The sequence below is a fragment of the Glutamicibacter sp. 0426 genome (assembly GCF_001906485.1).
In the GTDB taxonomy this organism is placed as follows: domain Bacteria; phylum Actinomycetota; class Actinomycetes; order Actinomycetales; family Micrococcaceae; genus Glutamicibacter; species Glutamicibacter nicotianae.
The window spans coordinates 728,624-745,116 of the sequence record NZ_MPBI01000001.1 but is presented as its reverse complement, the minus strand read 5'-3'; the positions used below and the strand labels follow the sequence as shown (position 1 = coordinate 745,116).

At 60.7% G+C, this 16,493-nt stretch carries 15 protein-coding genes and 1 tRNA gene; 5 read left to right on the top strand and 11 right to left on the bottom strand.

Translation table 11 applies throughout. From position 1 onward, the window contains the following. Positions 1–113 precede the first annotated feature (113 nt). From BKX98_RS03540 to BKX98_RS03525, 3 genes are all read left to right on the top strand, one after another. Positions 114–341: a hypothetical protein gene (locus tag BKX98_RS03540; protein WP_143181007.1), complete on the top strand. Its 228-nt coding sequence runs from the start codon at positions 114–116 to the stop codon at positions 339–341. Positions 342–1,589: 1,248 nt separating this feature from the next. Then, positions 1,590–1,991 carry a hypothetical protein gene (locus BKX98_RS03530; RefSeq protein WP_143181006.1) on the top strand — a complete coding sequence of 134 codons (402 nt, stop codon included), beginning with the start codon at positions 1,590–1,592 and terminating at the stop codon, positions 1,989–1,991. A 114-nt stretch (positions 1,992–2,105) separates the two neighbouring features. Beyond that, positions 2,106–3,305 carry an IS1249 family transposase gene (locus BKX98_RS03525; RefSeq protein ID WP_073706144.1) on the top strand — a complete coding sequence of 400 codons (1,200 nt, stop codon included), beginning with the start codon at positions 2,106–2,108 and terminating at the stop codon, positions 3,303–3,305. Between the two features lie 224 nt (positions 3,306–3,529). On the opposite strand, the gene BKX98_RS03520 is transcribed toward BKX98_RS03525, so the two are convergent. The 11 genes from BKX98_RS03520 to BKX98_RS03470 all read right to left on the bottom strand — a co-directional run bounded on the left by BKX98_RS03520 (position 3,530) and on the right by BKX98_RS03470 (position 14,381). After that, positions 3,530–3,605 (bottom strand) — tRNA-Ala (locus tag BKX98_RS03520). 72 nt (positions 3,606–3,677) lie between these two features. Beyond that, entirely contained in the window at positions 3,678–4,058 is a 381-nt protein-coding gene (rsfS, locus tag BKX98_RS03515) for a ribosome silencing factor (protein WP_073706143.1), read from the bottom strand. Between the two features lie 57 nt (positions 4,059–4,115). After that, complete coding sequence (locus BKX98_RS16960) at positions 4,116–5,504, bottom strand: hypothetical protein (protein ID WP_158024650.1); 1,389 nt, start codon at positions 5,502–5,504, stop codon at positions 4,116–4,118. Between the two features lie 82 nt (positions 5,505–5,586). Further along, a complete protein-coding gene (gene nadD, locus BKX98_RS03505) occupies positions 5,587–6,192 on the bottom strand; it encodes a nicotinate-nucleotide adenylyltransferase (protein ID WP_073706141.1) in 606 nt (201 codons plus the stop codon). Positions 6,193–6,194: 2 nt separating this feature from the next. Continuing rightward, positions 6,195–6,407, bottom strand: coding sequence for a hypothetical protein (locus BKX98_RS03500; RefSeq protein ID WP_038990848.1), 213 nt, complete (start codon positions 6,405–6,407; stop codon positions 6,195–6,197). 118 nt (positions 6,408–6,525) lie between these two features. Next, positions 6,526–7,812 carry a glutamate-5-semialdehyde dehydrogenase gene (locus BKX98_RS03495; protein WP_143181033.1) on the bottom strand — a complete coding sequence of 429 codons (1,287 nt, stop codon included), beginning with the start codon at positions 7,810–7,812 and terminating at the stop codon, positions 6,526–6,528. Between the two features lie 16 nt (positions 7,813–7,828). After that, a complete protein-coding gene (gene proB, locus BKX98_RS03490; protein WP_038990846.1) occupies positions 7,829–8,986 on the bottom strand; it encodes a glutamate 5-kinase in 1,158 nt (385 codons plus the stop codon). A gap of 3 nt (positions 8,987–8,989) precedes the next feature. Continuing rightward, entirely contained in the window at positions 8,990–10,579 is a 1,590-nt protein-coding gene (gene obgE, locus BKX98_RS03485) for a GTPase ObgE (RefSeq protein WP_073706139.1), read from the bottom strand. A gap of 124 nt (positions 10,580–10,703) precedes the next feature. Then, positions 10,704–10,958 (bottom strand): 50S ribosomal protein L27, encoded by a 255-nt coding sequence (rpmA, locus tag BKX98_RS03480; RefSeq protein WP_013349162.1) that lies wholly within the window; start codon positions 10,956–10,958, stop codon positions 10,704–10,706. 49 nt (positions 10,959–11,007) lie between these two features. Continuing rightward, positions 11,008–11,316, bottom strand: a complete 309-nt coding sequence (rplU, locus tag BKX98_RS03475; protein ID WP_073706138.1) for a 50S ribosomal protein L21 — start codon at positions 11,314–11,316, stop codon at positions 11,008–11,010. A 227-nt stretch (positions 11,317–11,543) separates the two neighbouring features. Next, positions 11,544–14,381 (bottom strand): Rne/Rng family ribonuclease, encoded by a 2,838-nt coding sequence (locus BKX98_RS03470; protein WP_073706137.1) that lies wholly within the window; start codon positions 14,379–14,381, stop codon positions 11,544–11,546. A 606-nt stretch (positions 14,382–14,987) separates the two neighbouring features. On the opposite strand from BKX98_RS03470, the gene BKX98_RS03465 reads away from it, so the two are divergent. Both BKX98_RS03465 and BKX98_RS03460 read left to right on the top strand, forming a co-directional pair. Next, positions 14,988–15,611 (top strand): vitamin K epoxide reductase family protein, encoded by a 624-nt coding sequence (locus BKX98_RS03465; protein ID WP_073706136.1) that lies wholly within the window; start codon positions 14,988–14,990, stop codon positions 15,609–15,611. 269 nt (positions 15,612–15,880) lie between these two features. Then, a complete protein-coding gene (locus tag BKX98_RS03460) occupies positions 15,881–16,468 on the top strand; it encodes a GNAT family N-acetyltransferase (RefSeq protein ID WP_073706135.1) in 588 nt (195 codons plus the stop codon). Positions 16,469–16,493 lie beyond the last annotated feature (25 nt).

Sequence of the window (16,493 nt, the reverse complement as noted above, 5' to 3'; positions counted from 1 at the left end):
CAGACCGGTGCCGGTCCTAAGCCTAACAATAGGACTACAGTTGCACCATGAATAACACTCGCAGACCCCCTCCTAGCTCAAAATTCCCAGCCCGAAAGTTCACACACCACGGAGTGGAATACGATCTCATGCGTTTTAGCCCAGACTTCAACGCTGCGGCAACCACATTTAGCCCACATAAGCCAGTTTCTGTTAAGCTGCCCGTCCTTATTAGTTCCCTGCACGTCGAAGCAGAAGCCGTCGTAAAAACACACGGGCTGATCTATGTCCTCGCCAAAGATGACATTGGCGAAGTTTTTGGCATCTGGTGTTTTATCGAGGATGTCATTTTCGAGGTCTAACTCTGGCCTATGGCGACCTGTCTACAAAATCACTAGTCCGAGAGCACAAGCGCGTTATTCCTTCCTATAGGACCTTCTAAACTACCGCTCTCACCGAAATCCGCGGCAAAGTATCGAATGTTCGAGAGTGTCTGGAAACGACAATGGATTCTAAGGGTGCAGCAATCATTGGTCTATGCATAGCTGGGATCCTCATGTCGTTAATCAGCTTGTGGATACTGTTCTATGCAGTTGGAAGTAGTACCATGCTGGGATCTATAGCAGCATTCATTTGCCTAGCTGTCGGAATTTTCCTAATAGTCATGGGCTTGAAGTCTCCGTAGACTACAGGCTACAAAATCGTGTACTCTTCTAGTTCACATGGGCGTGGTCAAGCATGGGCAATATCTGATCACCATCTAACCAACTTAAATATGCCATGACTTTGTCAGCTATTCAGGCGTACACTGGTATTGAAGCACTCCCTTACCGATATATGCCGTTTCCGGGGTTCTTCACCGGCGTATGACTCTTGTGCCGTCTCCTTCTGACAGACGACGTTCAGGTTAAAGCAACAGTGTTGAACCGGTTGCACCCCAACCAGAGAGCAAATTTTCTACTGGGCTCTCAAAAATAGCGCGATGCACGCTTCATTCCACGTCTATAGCAGTCTTCCAAGAAGAGATCCATCGAGCTCGTTCAACCACCTGCCACGAATTTGTGGCCTGGTATGTTCAGACTGCTCCGTCTTATCCGCAACGATCCGCGTCTGGACCTAGCGAAAAGGATGATTCGTCGAAGCTGCATGGTATGAGACCACCCGAAATTTATACATCCGGTTGCTTCGTGAACACGCAGCAATTAGCTCGGAAGGAGCAGTGTCAACGTCATGCAAAAGCCCGAGCGATGCCCACGATGCCTCAGGAAATCACTGGTGGAAACGGAAACCCGTCGCTACCAAGACGATGAAAATCAACTACGTCGCTGGGACAACGACGGAGGCCATGACGAAGGAATGCATCAAGACGTAGAAGTGACGATGCGAGAAGTGATGTGGACTTGCACTTTCTGTGGCTGGCATCGCGTAGCCTACAGCGCTCAAGAACCTCATCTGGGTCCCGAGTCAAATCCGAACTAGTCCTCCCACAACCTTCAGCTCCGTACCCAGTCAATGCAACTGATCTTGGAGCTTCCTATTCCCAATACGAGAGATGATGACCTATGGAACATCAATCACAACGTTTCCCAACAAATCACGAGCCTCTAACTGTGGGTGACGTACTGGTGGATTCGCTTCCTGGAACCCTCTTTACTGCGCATGCACCCGAAAAATATATGGTTGCAGCAGTGTTTAATCGCCGCCCTGAACCAGAAGAGATTCGAAATATCCTAAGTTCCGAGGTTCAGGAACAACTTGCGTCATCTGGCTACGCTGACATCAAACTCAGTATCGCTAACCGACGGTTAGAGATATCAAATACCTCTCTCGAAGAGCTCCGTGACGGGTTAGCCTTTGCAATTGCCTGCGCGCTTGCCCAACAAAGCGAGAAGTTCCAGCACTACCAAGACATGACCGAAACTCAATTTCGTAAAGACATCGACGCAGAAACAGAGCGATCGCAGTCAGTACAAAAACTTGCGAAGTCGATCTCCTTCGGGTCTTCGATCTAATCAGAATTCATTCACTCAAGCCACCCGAACAAGAGCGTATAGGGCCTATAGGCAATAAGTGGTGTCGCGCGACCTGATCCTGCCCCGGAATCCCGGGGCAGAATCAAGTCGACTATGGATGTTGTTCCCATAGGCGTGACCCTTAATAGAAAAAACACCCACCTATGTAGTATCTGCCAAAGCCCTCTAAAGAAGAACAGGCAACGCAACGGCAAGCAACGCTGGCGATGCACCAACTGCAACGCCTCCACCACACACAACCGCCCTGACCTCACCGCACGGAACCAGCTGGCAAGCTTCATCACCTGGCTGATGGGCAAGCTCACCCAAGCCGAACACGCCGGCGGCACCGGACGAACCTTCCACCACCAAACCCAATGGTGCTGGAACACCCACCCCTATCTGAACCACACCGGAGAAGTCTTCGACGAGATCCAAGTCGACGGAATCTACCTGCGCCGCGGCTGGTGCCTTTTGATCGCCATCGCCAACGGCAAAGTCATCTCCTGGCAATGGTGCAACCACGAGAAAGCAGCAGCATGGACCGCGCTGCTGCAGCATCTTCCGGAACCGAAAGTCATCGTCACCGACGGCGGCTCAGGACTGATGAAAGCCTTGAAGAACCTCTGGCCCGAGGTGAAGGTCCAGCGGTGCCTGGTACATATCCAGCGCAACGTGCGCACGCACCTGACCCTGAACCCACGCCTGGCCGCAGGCAAGGCGTTGCGCCAGTTGAGCCTGCAACTGACGCGTATCCGCACCCAAGAAGAAGCCACGGCATGGATGGCCGCGTTCGCTGCATGGCACACCGAGCACCAGGACCTGCTCGCTGAACGCACCTACGCTCGCGACTGGGCCGGTCCACGGTCTAAAGGGCTGCGCAAGACCCGGACCTGGTGGTACACGCACGACAAGTTGCGCAAGGCCTATGAAAGCATGAACCGGGCGCTGCGGCGTGGCCACCTGTTCACCTACCTCGACCACGATTTGGAAGGATTAGGGATCAACGCGACGACGAACATGATCGAAGGAGCGATCAACTCCGGGATCCGGGAGATGATCCGCAACCATCGCGGGATGCCGATTGAGCACCGGAGGCGGGCGTGCGAATGGTTCTGCTGGACGCACGCGGATAAGAGCTCACGGCCGACCTTGCCGGCGTTGATCAAGGCCAACAAGGCCTACGAACAAGAACAGCCAGAGGCAAAGCAGAAAGCTGCGGAAGACCCTGTTGGTCCGGAGCTCTACGGGACCACCGCAACGGCTGAGGAAGGACTGTATTCCAGGGCTGGTTGGGCTGGAAGAACTCGCTAGAAATTGGTCCTAGAACGGGGTTTGGCCCGGGTGACACACCCGGGCCAGACACCATTTATTGCCTATAGCCCCCAAAGACGCCTGGAACGCCCGTAGGCAAGGGCAATCCCTCACCGCCATACTTGGGGGGAACCTTGGCGACGAAAACGGGTCTGAAATGACAATTGACCGAGCAACATCATTATCTGATGTTTACTCGGTCAATTGTTGGAATACTACTAATTTGGTGGAGGTAAGGGGATTCGAACCCCTGACCTTCTGCATGCCATGCAGACGCGCTACCAACTGCGCCATACCCCCAAAAGGATTGCTGCCCTGATCAGGCAACTCCATAATCATAGATGACTACCTGATCAGGATGCAAATTGAGGGCTACTTCTGGTTTTCAGAGTTTTCGGTAGGCAGCTCGATGACTGGACAGTCGGCCCAAAGACGTTCAAGCGCGTAGAAGATGCGGTCTTCCTGGTGCTGGACGTGGACGACGACGTCGCCGTAGTCCAGCAGTACCCAGCGGCCCAGGCCGAAGCCTTCGCGGCGGATCGGGCGCATGCTGTACTTGTCGAGCACCTCGGCAACGATTTCGTCGACGATCGCGTTCACCTGAGGTTCTGACCCACCAGAAACAATCAAGAAAGCGTCGGTGACGCCCAGGCGGTCGGCAACATCCAGCGCGACCATGTTTTCTGCCAGCTTTTCGGAAGCCGCATGCGCGGCGACCTTCACGAGGGCGATTGATTCTGCGTGTGCTCCCATTGAGTGGAGTGTCTCCTTATAGAGGTGTAGATCGAGAACCTAATTGTCCTACGAAAACTAGTTGCCAAGCAACATGATCAGGCCAGCGACTAACGCGGCACCGCCCACACTGAGGGCGACGATCATCGCGATCAGCATGTTGTTGGCTCGGCGAAGACCGTGGGCCTGCACGTCAAGCGGCTGCAGACCCTGCGCGTTGACCGCGTCGATGCGTGGCATGTCGACGTCAGCAGCTGGTTGCTCGGCCTTCGGCTTGGGCTTGGCCGGCGCCTCTGCCGCTGGCTTGGCTGCCGGTTTTGCAACGGGCTTGGCTGGGGCCTTGGGCGCTGGCTTGGCCGGAGCCTTCGCCGCTGGCTTCGGAGCCGGCTTAGCCGAGGCCTTGGCCGCAGGCTTCGCTGGAGCCTTCGCCGCCGGCTTGGGTGCCGGCTTGGCCATCGGCTTCTTGGCCGCTGGTGCCGCTTCGTCCTTCTTGGATCCTGCGGTGAAGTCCAGCGAGACGCTTTGCGTCTTCGGGCCCTGCACGCCGGTCTTGGCGATGCGGTCCTCGACCTCGCGGATGTTGCCCATGGCTCCGGTGAACGGGTCGGAAGCCTGGTCGTCCTTGCCCTGGTTGGCGTTCTGCACGCGCAGTCGTTCGCGCTCCGCGGCACGGCGGGAAATGATGGCTGCGCGAGCGGCCATTTCACGCTGGTGGGCGAGAACCTCGAGATCGATCTCGGAGTCGTCCTCCCCCAGCAGGTTCGGATCAACCGGAGCCTTGGGCGCGTGGGCGCGGCGTGCGGCCAACGCCTGCTCGACGCTCATGACGGTAGTCTCCGGGGCGTCGTCCTTTGGCGCAGGCTTCTTCGCAGCGGCGGGTTCCTGCTCGGCCTTGCCCTGATCAGCCAACGCCTGCAGGCGCAGCTGGCGGCGGGTCAGCGGCTTCGGCTCCTCGGCCGGGGCAACGGTTGGAATGTTGGTGGTCAGCGCGCCGACTTCTTCTTCAAGACGGCGACGCTCGCGCAATGCCTCACGGTCGCGGGCACGGCGCAGCGATGCGCGCTCACCCAGAGGTTCTTCGGCCTGCGGTGCACCAGCCGGCTTGGCGCTGGGAGCCTTGGCCGGAGCAGGCTTCGCCGCTTGCGGCTTGGCCTGAACGGCGTTGGCGGCAGGTGCCTGCGGGGCAGACTTGGCCGCTTCCGGCTTGGCGCCGGACTCCTTGGCGGCAGGCTTGGGTGCCTGCTCCTTGGCCGACGCCGATTTTGCAGGCTCTGCCTTGGGTGCCGGCTTGGCTTGCGGGGCCGCGTCGCTTTTCGCTGGCTTCGCCGAATCCTCGGCCGTGTCCTTTGACGCGAGTTCCTTGGCTTCCTGTTCGGCCTTGCTGCTGGCCAGCAATGCTTCCATCTCAGCACGTCGTTTTTCGCGCAGAGCTCGCCTGCTTGAAACCGGCTGCGAGTTATCGCTCATCCTGATACTTCTCCCGACCGCATAGACAAATACCGTCACCCTTACCTAGAGATTATGCCGTGTTACCCCACCCTATGTGAGGTTACGACTCGGTATACAGCCCATATTTTGCAATGTACTGCACCACACCGTCCGGCACCAGATACCAAACCGGCTTATCTGCGGCGACACGTTCCCGGCAATCGGTGGAGGAAATTGCCAGAGCGGGAATCTCCAATTGCGAGACGTTGTCTCGGCCCAGATCCGCGATGACGTAACCAGGACGGCTCACGCCAACGAAGTGGGCGAGGTCGAAGACCTGGTCGATGTCGCGCCAGCTCATGATCTGGCTCATCGCGTCGGCACCGGTAATGAAGAACAGCTCCGCGTCCGGGCGCAGGGCACGCAGATCGAGCAAGGTGTCCCGCGTGTAGGTGGCGCCTTCGCGGTCGATGTCGACGCGGCTTACGGTGAAGCGCGGGTTCGACGCGGTGGCGATCACCGTCATCAGGTAGCGGTGCTCGGCGCTGGTGACTTGGCGATCGGCCTTCTGCCATGGTTGGCCGGTGGGTACGAAAACAACCTCATCCAGGTCGTATTCGGCAGCTACCTCGCTGGCGGCGACCAAGTGGCCATTGTGGATGGGGTCAAAAGTACCGCCCATCACGCCGAGGCGCAATGGGCGGTCTTGAGGCTTTTGCTCTGCCAAGACTAGTGGCTATGCGGTACGTGAGTCTTGAACTGGCGGTGGGTGTCCTCTGGCTCAGGCTTGGCGTCGTGGCGGTTGCCTACGTTGGTGTAGGACACGGTGATCAACAGCAGGATCATCAGTGCTGCGAAGATGCCACCACCGATGATCACAGCGAAAGTGTGAGGGTCCATGCCGGTGGAAGCGGCTTCGGAAGCCAAAATCAGCGCGTTCAAGATAATTCTCCAGTCGTTTTCACGAGCCCGCTGTGCCATCAGCCTGGGCGGATGGAGCAGCGGCTCGAAAAGTAACGGTACGTTTCTTCTACATCGTACCGAAAAGGGCGGTCAGAAACTATTTCCGGATATGTCCGTCGCCTTGGACGATCCACTTGGTCGTGGTCAGTTCGGCCAGGCCCATCGGGCCGCGGGCGTGCATCTTCTGGGTCGAGATGCCCACTTCGGCGCCCAGGCCCAGTTGCCCGCCGTCCGTGAACCGGGTGGAGGCGTTGACGATCACGGCCGCCGAGTCGATCTCCGCGACGAACTGCTCGGAGGCGGCCAGCGAAGAGGTGACAATCGCCTCGGTGTGGCCGGTGGAGTAGGCGCGGATATGTTGCAGGGCCTGGTCCATGCCGTCGACGACCTTCACCGCGATGTCCAGGTCCAGGTACTCGTTGCCCCAGTCCTCCTCCCCCGCGGGGATGGTCTGCAGCTGCGGAACCAGTGCGGCGGCACGATCGTCCGTGTGCAATCTCACGCCAGCCGCGGACAGGGCCTGCAGCACTGCCGGGGCGGCTGCCGCGTCCTTATGGACCAGCAGGGTTTCCACGGTGTTGCAGACGCTGGGACGGTGGGTCTTCGCGTTGAGCAGGATGTCCACCGCCATTTCCTCGTCGGCGCTCGCGTCGAGGAAGATGTGCACATTGCCTTCGCCGGTTTCGATGACCGGGACCTTGGCGGTGGTGACCACGCGCTGGATGAGCTCGCGGCCGCCTCGCGGGATGAGCACGTCGATCTTTCCGCGCGCGCCCATCATGGCGTCGGCGCCGGCACGGCCGAACTCGTCGACCGAGATCACGATGTCTCGCGGCAGGGAGACGGACTCCAGCGCGTCGCGGATCACCGCGACCAGCGCCTGGTTGGAGTTCAGCGCGGCCGAGCCGCCACGCAGCAGCACGGCGTTGCCGCTCTTCAGCGCCAGGCCGGCAATGTCCACGGTGACGTTGGGACGGGCTTCGTAGATGGTGCCGATGACGCCCAGCGGCACGTTGACCTGGCGCATGCGCAGGCCGTTGGGCAGGGTTTCGCCGCGCACCACGCGGCCTACCGGGTCGGGCAGCCCGGCGAGCTCATGCAGCGCGGCGATCAGGCCGTCGATGCGCGGGCCATCGAGCTTCAGCCGGTCAAGCAGTGCTTCGGAGGTGCCATTGGCGCGGCCCGAGGCCAAGTCCTGCTCGTTGGCGCGCAGGATCATCGAGCGATTCTCGTCGATGCGCGCGGCCATGGCGGCCAGGGCGCGGTCTTTCCAGTCGCGGTTGGCGCGCTTGAGGATCCGCGAGGCGCGGCGTGCGCGATCGGCCAGCTGATGGACCGAGGTGGTGACGTCGGTGGTCGTTGCTTCGGTGTTTACGGCGTCCATACTCATGCTCCTCATTCTAGAAAATGGGTTCGATCAAAGCCAGATCATCGACATGCACTACCGACCTGTCGTAACCTGCGCCGAGTTCTTCCACCAGCTCTGTGGTGCTGTGACCCAGCATGTCGGGCAGTTCGTGGGAGTCGAAATTCACCAGCCCGCGGGCGAAAGGAGTCCCCTTGGCATCGCAGATTTCGACGGCGTCGCCGGCTTCGAATTCCCCGCGCACCGCGGTGATGCCGGCGGCCAGCAGCGAGTTGGTGCCGCTGGCGATGGCCTTGACCGCGCCGGCATCCAGGATCAGCTTGCCTTCGATGTTGGCCAGGTATGCGAGCCAGACGTCGCGGGCCGAGCGCCGGGAGTTGCGGGCGGCGAACCAGGTGCCCACGTCCTCTCCGCGCAGCGCCTTGGCCGCATTGTCGGTGCTGGTCACCAGCGTCGGGATGCCTGCCGAGGAGCTGAGGGTCGCGGCGTCGACCTTGGTGATCATGCCGCCGGTGCCCACCCCGGCCGCACCCGGGGTGCCCAGGTCCACGGCTTCGAGCTCGTCGGGGTGCTCGATGGTGGTGATGCGGCTGCCGCCGTCGTCCGGGTGCGCGTCGTAGACGGAGTCCACGTCGGAGAAGAGCAGCAGTGCGTCGGCCTTGACCAGGTGGGCTACCAGTGAGGCGAGCCGGTCGTTGTCGCCGAAGCGGATTTCGCGGGTGGCTACCGCGTCATTTTCGTTCACGATGGGCAGCACGCCCAGGTTCAGCAGGCGGACCAGGGAACGCAGCGCGTTGGTGTAGGACGAGCGGCGCATCAGGTCATCGGCGGTTAGCAGCACCTGGCCCACGCGCTGGTCGTACTCGTCGAACAGCTGGGTGTACTGCGCCAGCAGCAGGCCCTGGCCGACGGCGGCGGCGGCCTGCTGGGTGGCCAGGTCCTTGGGACGCTTGGCCAACCCGAGCGGGGCCAGGCCGGCGGCGATCGCGCCGGAGGAAACGAGGATGACCTCGGTTCCGTTGCGCAAGGTTTCAGCGAGCGTGTCCACCAGGAACTTCAGCCGCTCGTGCGATATCCCGCCGCTGACCGTGGTCAACGAGCTGGATCCCACTTTGATGACCAGCCGCTTGGCTTGCGGCAGCTGGTGGGGCGAGGTAATGGCTGAAATTGTCTTAGTGGCGCTTTCACTCATACTTTAATTTTCCTCCTGGTTTGCCTTTGGTTCAGCAGTTTTGCGTCCGTACTTGGCGTCCACGGATTCGGTCCAGATGCCGGCCTTGCGCTCGGCTTCCAGCTCGGCGCGGGCGGCCGCCTTGGCGGCCTTGCGCTCCTCGTGCTCGGCGCGCTTCTCCTCGCGGGTCTTGCGATCGCCGCGCTCCTCGAGGCGGATATCCTCGCCGCGCCGGCTGCCGCCGAGCAGTTCGGCACCGGCAGCCATGGTCGGCTCCCAGTCGAAGACCACTGCGTCGTCCTCCGCGCCGATGATCACCGCGTCCCCCGGCTTGGCGCCGGACTTGAACAGCTGGGTCTCGACGCCCAGCTTGGCCAGGCGGTCGGCCAAGTAGCCTACGGCTTCATCGTTGCGGAAGTCGGTCTGCATGATCCAGCGTTCCGGCTTCTCGCCAATCACCCGCCACATCGGCTCAAGGTTCTGCTCCTCGCGGCGGATGGTGAATTCGACGCGCTTGGCTGCGCGCGGACGGATCACAGGCACCTCGACGACAGGGGCTTCAACCACCTGTTCGGCACGGGCCTGCTCTACCAATTCAGCCATAGCGAAGGACAGATCGCGTAATCCATTACGCGAGAGCGCGGAGATCTCGAAGACGCGGTAGCCGCGCTTCTCCAATTCCGGGCGAACGAATTCGGCCATGTCAGCGCCGTCCGGCATGTCGACCTTGTTCAGCGCGATCAGTTTCGGGCGGTCGATCAGTGGCACGATGGTGCCATCGGTGCCGGCGAAGGTGGAATCGGCCTCGTAATTGGCCAGCTCCGACTCGATGATCTCCAGGTCGCTGATCGGGTCGCGGTCCGATTCCAGCGACGCGCAATCCAGCACGTGCACAATCGCCGCGCAGCGCTCGACGTGGCGCAGGAACTCGTGGCCCAGCCCCTTGCCTTCGGAAGCGCCCGGGATCAGGCCAGGCACGTCGGCGACGGTGAAGCGGGTTTCGCCAGCTTCGACCACTCCCAGGTTGGGCACCAGCGTGGTGAAGGGGTAGTCGGCGATCTTCGGGCGAGCCGCGGACAGGGCGGCGATCAGCGAGGACTTGCCGGCCGAGGGGTAGCCCACGAGGGCGATATCGGCCATGGACTTCAATTCCAGGACGATGTCCTGGCTGGTGCCAGGGATGCCCAGCAATGCGAAGCCCGGGGCCTTGCGCTTATCCGAGGCGATGGCTGCGTTGCCCAGGCCGCCCATGCCGCCGATGGCTGCGATGTATTCGTCGCCCGGATTGACCAGGTCGCCGAGGATGTCGCCGTCCTTGGTCTTGATGACGGTGCCGGCAGGTACGCCGAGGACCAGATCCTCGCCGCTTTTGCCCGGGTGCAGGCTGCCCTTGCCCGGTTCTCCGTTGCCAGCCTTGCGGTGCGGCAGATGGTGGAAGTCCAGCAGCGTGGTGACCTGGGGGTCGACGCGCAGGATGATGTCGCCGCCCTTGCCTCCATTGCCGCCGTCGGGACCGCCAAGCGGCTTGAACTTCTCACGCTTGATGGACACACAACCGTGGCCACCATTACCTGCGGTGACATGAAGGGTTACGCGATCAACGAATGCAGCCACGGGGCCATCTACTCCTAGTACGGGGTTGCGAGGGATACTCGCTTAAAAGTCTAACTATGCACGCAAGGGGCGGACCGAAATCGGCCCACCCCTTGTGTACTAAAAAATTTGCCTGATACCTGAATTAGGCAGCAGCCACAATGTTCACCACGCGGCGACCACGACGGGTGCCGAACTCGACTGCGCCAGCAGCCAATGCGAACAGGGTGTCATCCTTGCCACGGCCTACGCCGGCGCCTGGGTGGAAGTGGGTGCCACGCTGGCGAACGATGATTTCGCCTGCCTTGACTTCCTGACCACCGTAGCGCTTTACGCCTAGGTACTGTGCGTTGGAATCGCGACCGTTGCGAGTGGAACTCGCACCTTTCTTATGTGCCATGCCTTTTAGCCTCTTTCGCTACAAAAAATGGATTCTACGATTGCCTGAATTAGGCGATCGAGGTGACCTTGACCTTGGTCAGAGCGGCACGGAAGCCCTGGCGCTTCTTGTAACCGGTCTTGTTCTTGTACTTCTGGATAACGATCTTCTCGCCGCGAAGGTTTTCTACAACCTCAGCGGTGACCTTGACATTAGCCAGATCGGCAGCTGCGGAAGTTACCTTCTCGCCATCTACCAACAGCAAAGCTGGAAGCTCGATGGAGCTGCCTGGGGCAGCCTGAAGACGGTCAACGGTGATGAGGTCTCCTACGGAAACCTTCTCCTGGTGGCCGCCTGCGCGGACAATTGCGTACACCACGTGGGTACTCACTTCTACTCGACGTTTATTGTCTTACCGGCGCAGATATCGACCCGAACACCCACATAGTGGATGCGATCCGGGGATCTCATGCGCTTGTGCCTTGACGCCGAGCGGACCAAAAGTCCGTGATCTTGGCGTTTAGCACCGATCAACTAGATTACGCTAGTCCCCACCGCTGGAGCAAATACAAACTGCCCCAGCGTGGGAAGCGTGATCAAGTTCATCTATTTCAGTTCGCGTACCGGAACACCCACACCGAGCATGACCGGATTCCCGGCAGGCTCAGCTGGTTTTTCCTTCTTCGAACCGGAGGCATCCATCTGGACTACCGAACCGGTAGCGGCGGATACCTCTGCCACGAGGACCTCTGCCGTCGCATCGCCCTGGACCGAGGTGGCCCGACGACTGCGGCGCTTTGGCTTCGTGGAAATCTGCGGGGTTGCCGTGGCGGCAGCCGGAGCGGAAGCAGGTGCAGTTGCAGCGGCAGGAGCACTGGCAGCTGGCATGGCCAGGCCGGTAAGCACCGGCTGGTCCTGCTGCGCCGACTCCTGCGGACGCGATGCACGGCGCGAACGCTTGCGAGGCTGCTCTTCGGACTTCGGGGCAGCAACAGGTTCAGGAGCAGCTTGCTGTTCCTGGCTGGCCTGTGCGTCCTCGTTGGTCGAACCGCTTTCCTCGGCCTGGTTGCGGTTGCGTCCGCGGGAGCGCGAACGGCGGCGCGGCTTGCGGCTGCCATCGTGCTCTTCGCTGGACTCTTCCTTGCCAGGCAAGGCGGCTTCCAGGGCCTCCAGGGTCACCGAAGCCTCGGCGGCCTGCGCAGGGGCCGCGGTGGCCTGTGCGGGGACCACGGACTTCGTCACCGGAATCTGCTCGCCCTCGATGCTCACTGCGTTATCAGCAGGGCCGTCAAGGTGCGAGGCGGCGGCGATGCTGGCCAGGGCGTTGCGCGTGGCTTCGTCCTTCTCCCCTGCTGCCTGGTCCTGCTTCTCAACCGGCTTCTGCTCGTCCTTCTCGCCGCCGCGACGGCGGCGGGAATTGCGGCTCGGCTTGTCGTTGAACTTCTTGCCATGCGCTTCGCCATGCGAGTTGAAGGACTTGCGCGATTCGACCGGCTCGTCGTGGGTGATGACACCAGCACCAGCGCAGTGCTCGCACTCTTCGCCGAAGACTTCGAGCAGTCCGGTGCCCATGCGCTTGCGGGTCATCTGCACCAGGCCCAGCGAGGTCACTTCGGCCACCTGGTGTTTGGTCCGGTCGCGGCCCAGGCACTCGACCAGGCGGCGCAGCACCAAGTCGCGGTTCGACTCAAGCACCATGTCGATGAAGTCAATGACGATGATGCCGCCGATGTCGCGCAGGCGCAGCTGGCGCACGACTTCCTCGGCCGCTTCCAAGTTGTTCTTGGTCACGGTCTCTTCGAGGTTGCCACCCGAACCGGTGAACTTGCCGGTGTTGACGTCGATGACAGTCATCGCCTCGGTGCGATCGATGACCAGCGAGCCGCCCGAAGGCAGGAAGACCTTGCGGTCCAGTGCCTTCGCGATCTGCTCGTCCACGCGGAAATTGGCGAAGATGTCCTCTTCGGCTTCCCACTTCTCCAGGCGACCCATCAGATCCGGGGCCACGTACATGACATAGGCCTCGATGGTGTCCCAGGCGTGCTCGCCCGAGACGATCAGCTTGGTGAAGTCCTCGTTGAAGACGTCGCGGACTACCTTGATGGTCAGGTCCGGTTCCGAGTACAGCAGTTCCGGAGCCAGGGTCTTGGTGGAGTTCGCCTGTTCCTCGATGCCTTCCCACTGCGCGCGCAGCCGGTTGATATCGTTGGTCAGCTCCTCCTCGGAGGCGCCTTCGGCGGCGGTGCGCACGATGACGCCAGCGTTTTCCGGCAGGTGGTCCTTGAGGATCTTCTTCAGGCGCTGGCGCTCAACATCGGGCAGCTTGCGCGAGATGCCGGTCATCGAACCGCCCGGCACGTAGACCAGGTAGCGGCCCGGCAGCGAGATCTGGCTGGTCAGGCGGGCACCCTTGTGGCCTACCGGGTCCTTGGTGACCTGGACAAGGACCGAGTCGCCGGCCTTCAATGCGTTCTCGATGCGGCGTGGCGCGCCTTCGAGCGCTGCCACATCCCAGTTGACTTCGCCTGCGTACAGCACGGCGTTGCGGCCGCGTCCGATATCCACGAAAGCGGCTTCCATGGAGGGCAGCACATTCTGCACCTTGCCGACGTACACGTTGCCGATCAGCGAATCCTGCTGGGTCTTGGAGACGAAGTGCTCTGCAAGCACGCCGTCTTCCAGCACGCCAATCTGGATGCGGTCTTCGCGCTGGCGCACGATCATCTTGCGCTCGACGGACTCGCGGCGGGCCAGGAACTCGGCCTCGGTAATCACCTGGCGGCGGCGTCCGGTTTCGCGCGATTCGCGGCGGCGCTGGCGCTTGGCTTCCAGACGGGTGGAACCGCGCACCGAGGCGACCTTGTTGTTGACCGAGCTGTGGCTCTCGATGCTTCCACGCGGAGCACGTACGCGGGTGACGGTGTTCGGCGGATCATCCTGCGAGCCGCCTTCGAGCTCCAGATCCACGTCGCCACGGCGACGGCGGCGACGGCGACGCGAGGTCACGTCGTCTGAATCGGCGTCTTCAGCGGAATTCGAGGCAGCGGCACGGCGGGCAGGTTCCTGCTTCTTCGCGACGGCTGCGGCCAGCACAGCCTGGGCGGTTTCCGGCACGGCAAACGGATTGAGGATCATGCTGCTGCCGTGTTCGGCCAGCAGCATGCCGGTCTGGTCAACGTCGTTCGCCTCTTCCACCGGGGCAGCTTCCTGCTCGGCGGCTTCAGCTGCTTCGGCGTTCTGCGCCTGTGCGTCTTCATGCTTGGCTGCGGCAAGCTCGACGGCCGCGTCATTGGCGGTATCGCGTGCCGCCTGGGCACGGCGTTCTGCTTGGCGGCTGGCCCGCTTGGTGGAATCAGGCGTGGAAACCTGGGTGCGGCGGGTGGCCCGCCAGCGGTATGGGCTTTCCTCGACACCGGCAGCGGCATTGAGTTCGGCCAAGGTCATGGCGCGACGCAGTGGCCGCGCAGGCGTGGTTGAAACACTGGTACGGCGGGCTCGAGTTGAACGGTTGCCCCGCTTATTACCTTGCGCTCCACCCTTTCGTTGATTTGCTGCGCTCATTTAAATTCGCGTACTCCTACTATGTCCCGCTTCGGCATCCTCCACAGACGGCGCCGTCGCTGAAACTACAATCATCACGTGTCGCTTGGCCTACCTGACTTCCAGTAGGCCGGACACAAAAGCTCGCTATTTTCCGCGGGTTCAACGCAGGTCCAAAATTCTGAACCATGCGCAAATCCTACGGATCAACGTGGCCTAAGAAAACCGGCTGCTTTCCTTTGCAGCCCTACGATCCGCGGTATTCCCTCGGGAGGCGCACATATTGGGCACTCAACCGAAGCGATGCATCGCCTGTCGATCTGTCGTTTCAAAAGTCTGTCGTCGGGTTGAAAGCAGACTGTGGATCCGCGAACAACCATTTACATTCTCTCATATTTCGTTCACGCCTTGTTCATTGCTTCTCACCTGTTGCACAGAAACGCTTCCTAGGATGAAAAAGCCCACGGCGGAATTACCCGCTTTCCTATGAACTTATGGAATAGTCAAAACATGGTTTCATCACTAGAAAATAGCCGCGGCTCGGGCGTGTTGCCCTGGTGGGCTAAGGAACGCGGCTTCGGTCTGTTCATCATCGTTACCGGGGTGGTCTCTTGGCTCGCCGCCGGAATCCTGGTTCTGGAACGCTTGGAGCTCTACAAGAACCCCGACTACATCACCAGTTGCGATGTTAATCCCTGGATCTCTTGTGGCACCGTGATGAAGTCCGAGCAAGCAGGCATTTTCGGTTTCCCCAACCCCTTTTTCGGGATTGTCTGTTTCGCAGTGGTAATCACGATCGGCTTCGCCCTGCTTGCCGGCGCAAGCAACCTGAAGCGCTGGTTCTGGCTGTGCTTCCAGCTGGGCGTGACGGCGGCCATGGGGTTGGTGATCTGGTTCTGGTCCCAGGCCCTCTACGAAATCAATGCACTGTGCCCATACTGCATGGTCGTCTGGGTCATGACGATTCCATTGTTCGTCTTCACTACCGCACGCAATGTGCTCACCGGCGTGATTCCCGCAGGCCCCGGCGTGAAGAAGTTCTTCAGCGAGTGGAGCTGGATCATCACCGCTATCATCTGGGTGCTCCTCGCCGCATCGGTCGTCCTGCGTTTCCCGCACGCCTTCTTCGGCTAGAAAAACTCCAGATCTCCTCACGTACCTGCGGGGCCGCCACTTCGGTGACGGCCCCGCACTGCTGTTCCCGGCATTCCGCCCCACCCCGCCGGCCAAATAGGTCATGTCCAGACCTTGTACCACTTTTTGTTGCCCCCGACGCGCCAATGCGCAAAGGAATCCCAATTCCCGCTGCGACTAGCGCTTATAGGACACATGGCGGCGCCTGCACGGCTTCGCCAACAACGATTTTCCGGGCACCGCTCAGCTAGACCCGGTAGATTGGATGCATGGCAAGTGACATATGGAACACAGAAAATGCCCAAGACTACGGAATTAATCTGCTAATTTCCGAACACATACGGCTGCGTGAACTGCAAGAGGAAGATCTTGCATTCCTCACCCAATGGTGGAACAGTCCGGAGTTCATGGCCCTGCAAGGCAACCTGGTACTTCCCCACCCGGTCACCGAGGCCGCAGAACTCTTCAAGTCCCGGAGCATCAACCGGGGCACCACCGACGGCGTTGGACTGTCGATCACGCTTCCCGACGATACGCTGATTGGGCACACAGCATTGTACGAATACAACGCTCCAGCGCGTTCTGCCGAGCTGATGATCATGATCGGCGGATCCAATGTTGGCCAGGGCTACGGCACAATGGCCATCAAGATGATCATCGATTACGGCTTCCGCGAAATGGGGTTGAACCGCATCGGCCTGAACGTCTGGGCATACAACGAGCGCGCGCTACGCACCTTCAACCGCGCAGGATTCCGTGAAGAGGGCAGGGTGCGCCAAGCTGGATTCCACGACGGCTCGTTCCACGACAAGATCATCATGGGGCTGCTGGCCAAGGAATACTTCAGCGCCAAATAGCCCGGAGAGGCAGCGAACAAGATTT

Coding starts and splice junctions, on each gene's coding strand:
- BKX98_RS16960 (WP_158024650.1), bottom strand. CDS start 5,504: ATGAGCGATAACTCGCAGCCGGTTTCAAGCAGGCGAGCTCTGCGCGAA.
- rpmA (WP_013349162.1), bottom strand. CDS start 10,958: ATGGCACATAAGAAAGGTGCGAGTTCCACTCGCAACGGTCGCGATTCC.
- BKX98_RS03525 (WP_073706144.1), top strand. CDS start 2,106: ATGGATGTTGTTCCCATAGGCGTGACCCTTAATAGAAAAAACACCCAC.
- rsfS (WP_073706143.1), bottom strand. CDS start 4,058: ATGGGAGCACACGCAGAATCAATCGCCCTCGTGAAGGTCGCCGCGCAT.
- BKX98_RS03465 (WP_073706136.1), top strand. CDS start 14,988: ATGGTTTCATCACTAGAAAATAGCCGCGGCTCGGGCGTGTTGCCCTGG.
- BKX98_RS03495 (WP_143181033.1), bottom strand. CDS start 7,812: ATGGACGCCGTAAACACCGAAGCAACGACCACCGACGTCACCACCTCG.
- proB (WP_038990846.1), bottom strand. CDS start 8,986: ATGAGTGAAAGCGCCACTAAGACAATTTCAGCCATTACCTCGCCCCAC.
- BKX98_RS03470 (WP_073706137.1), bottom strand. CDS start 14,381: ATGACCTTGGCCGAACTCAATGCCGCTGCCGGTGTCGAGGAAAGCCCA.
- BKX98_RS03460 (WP_073706135.1), top strand. CDS start 15,881: ATGGCAAGTGACATATGGAACACAGAAAATGCCCAAGACTACGGAATT.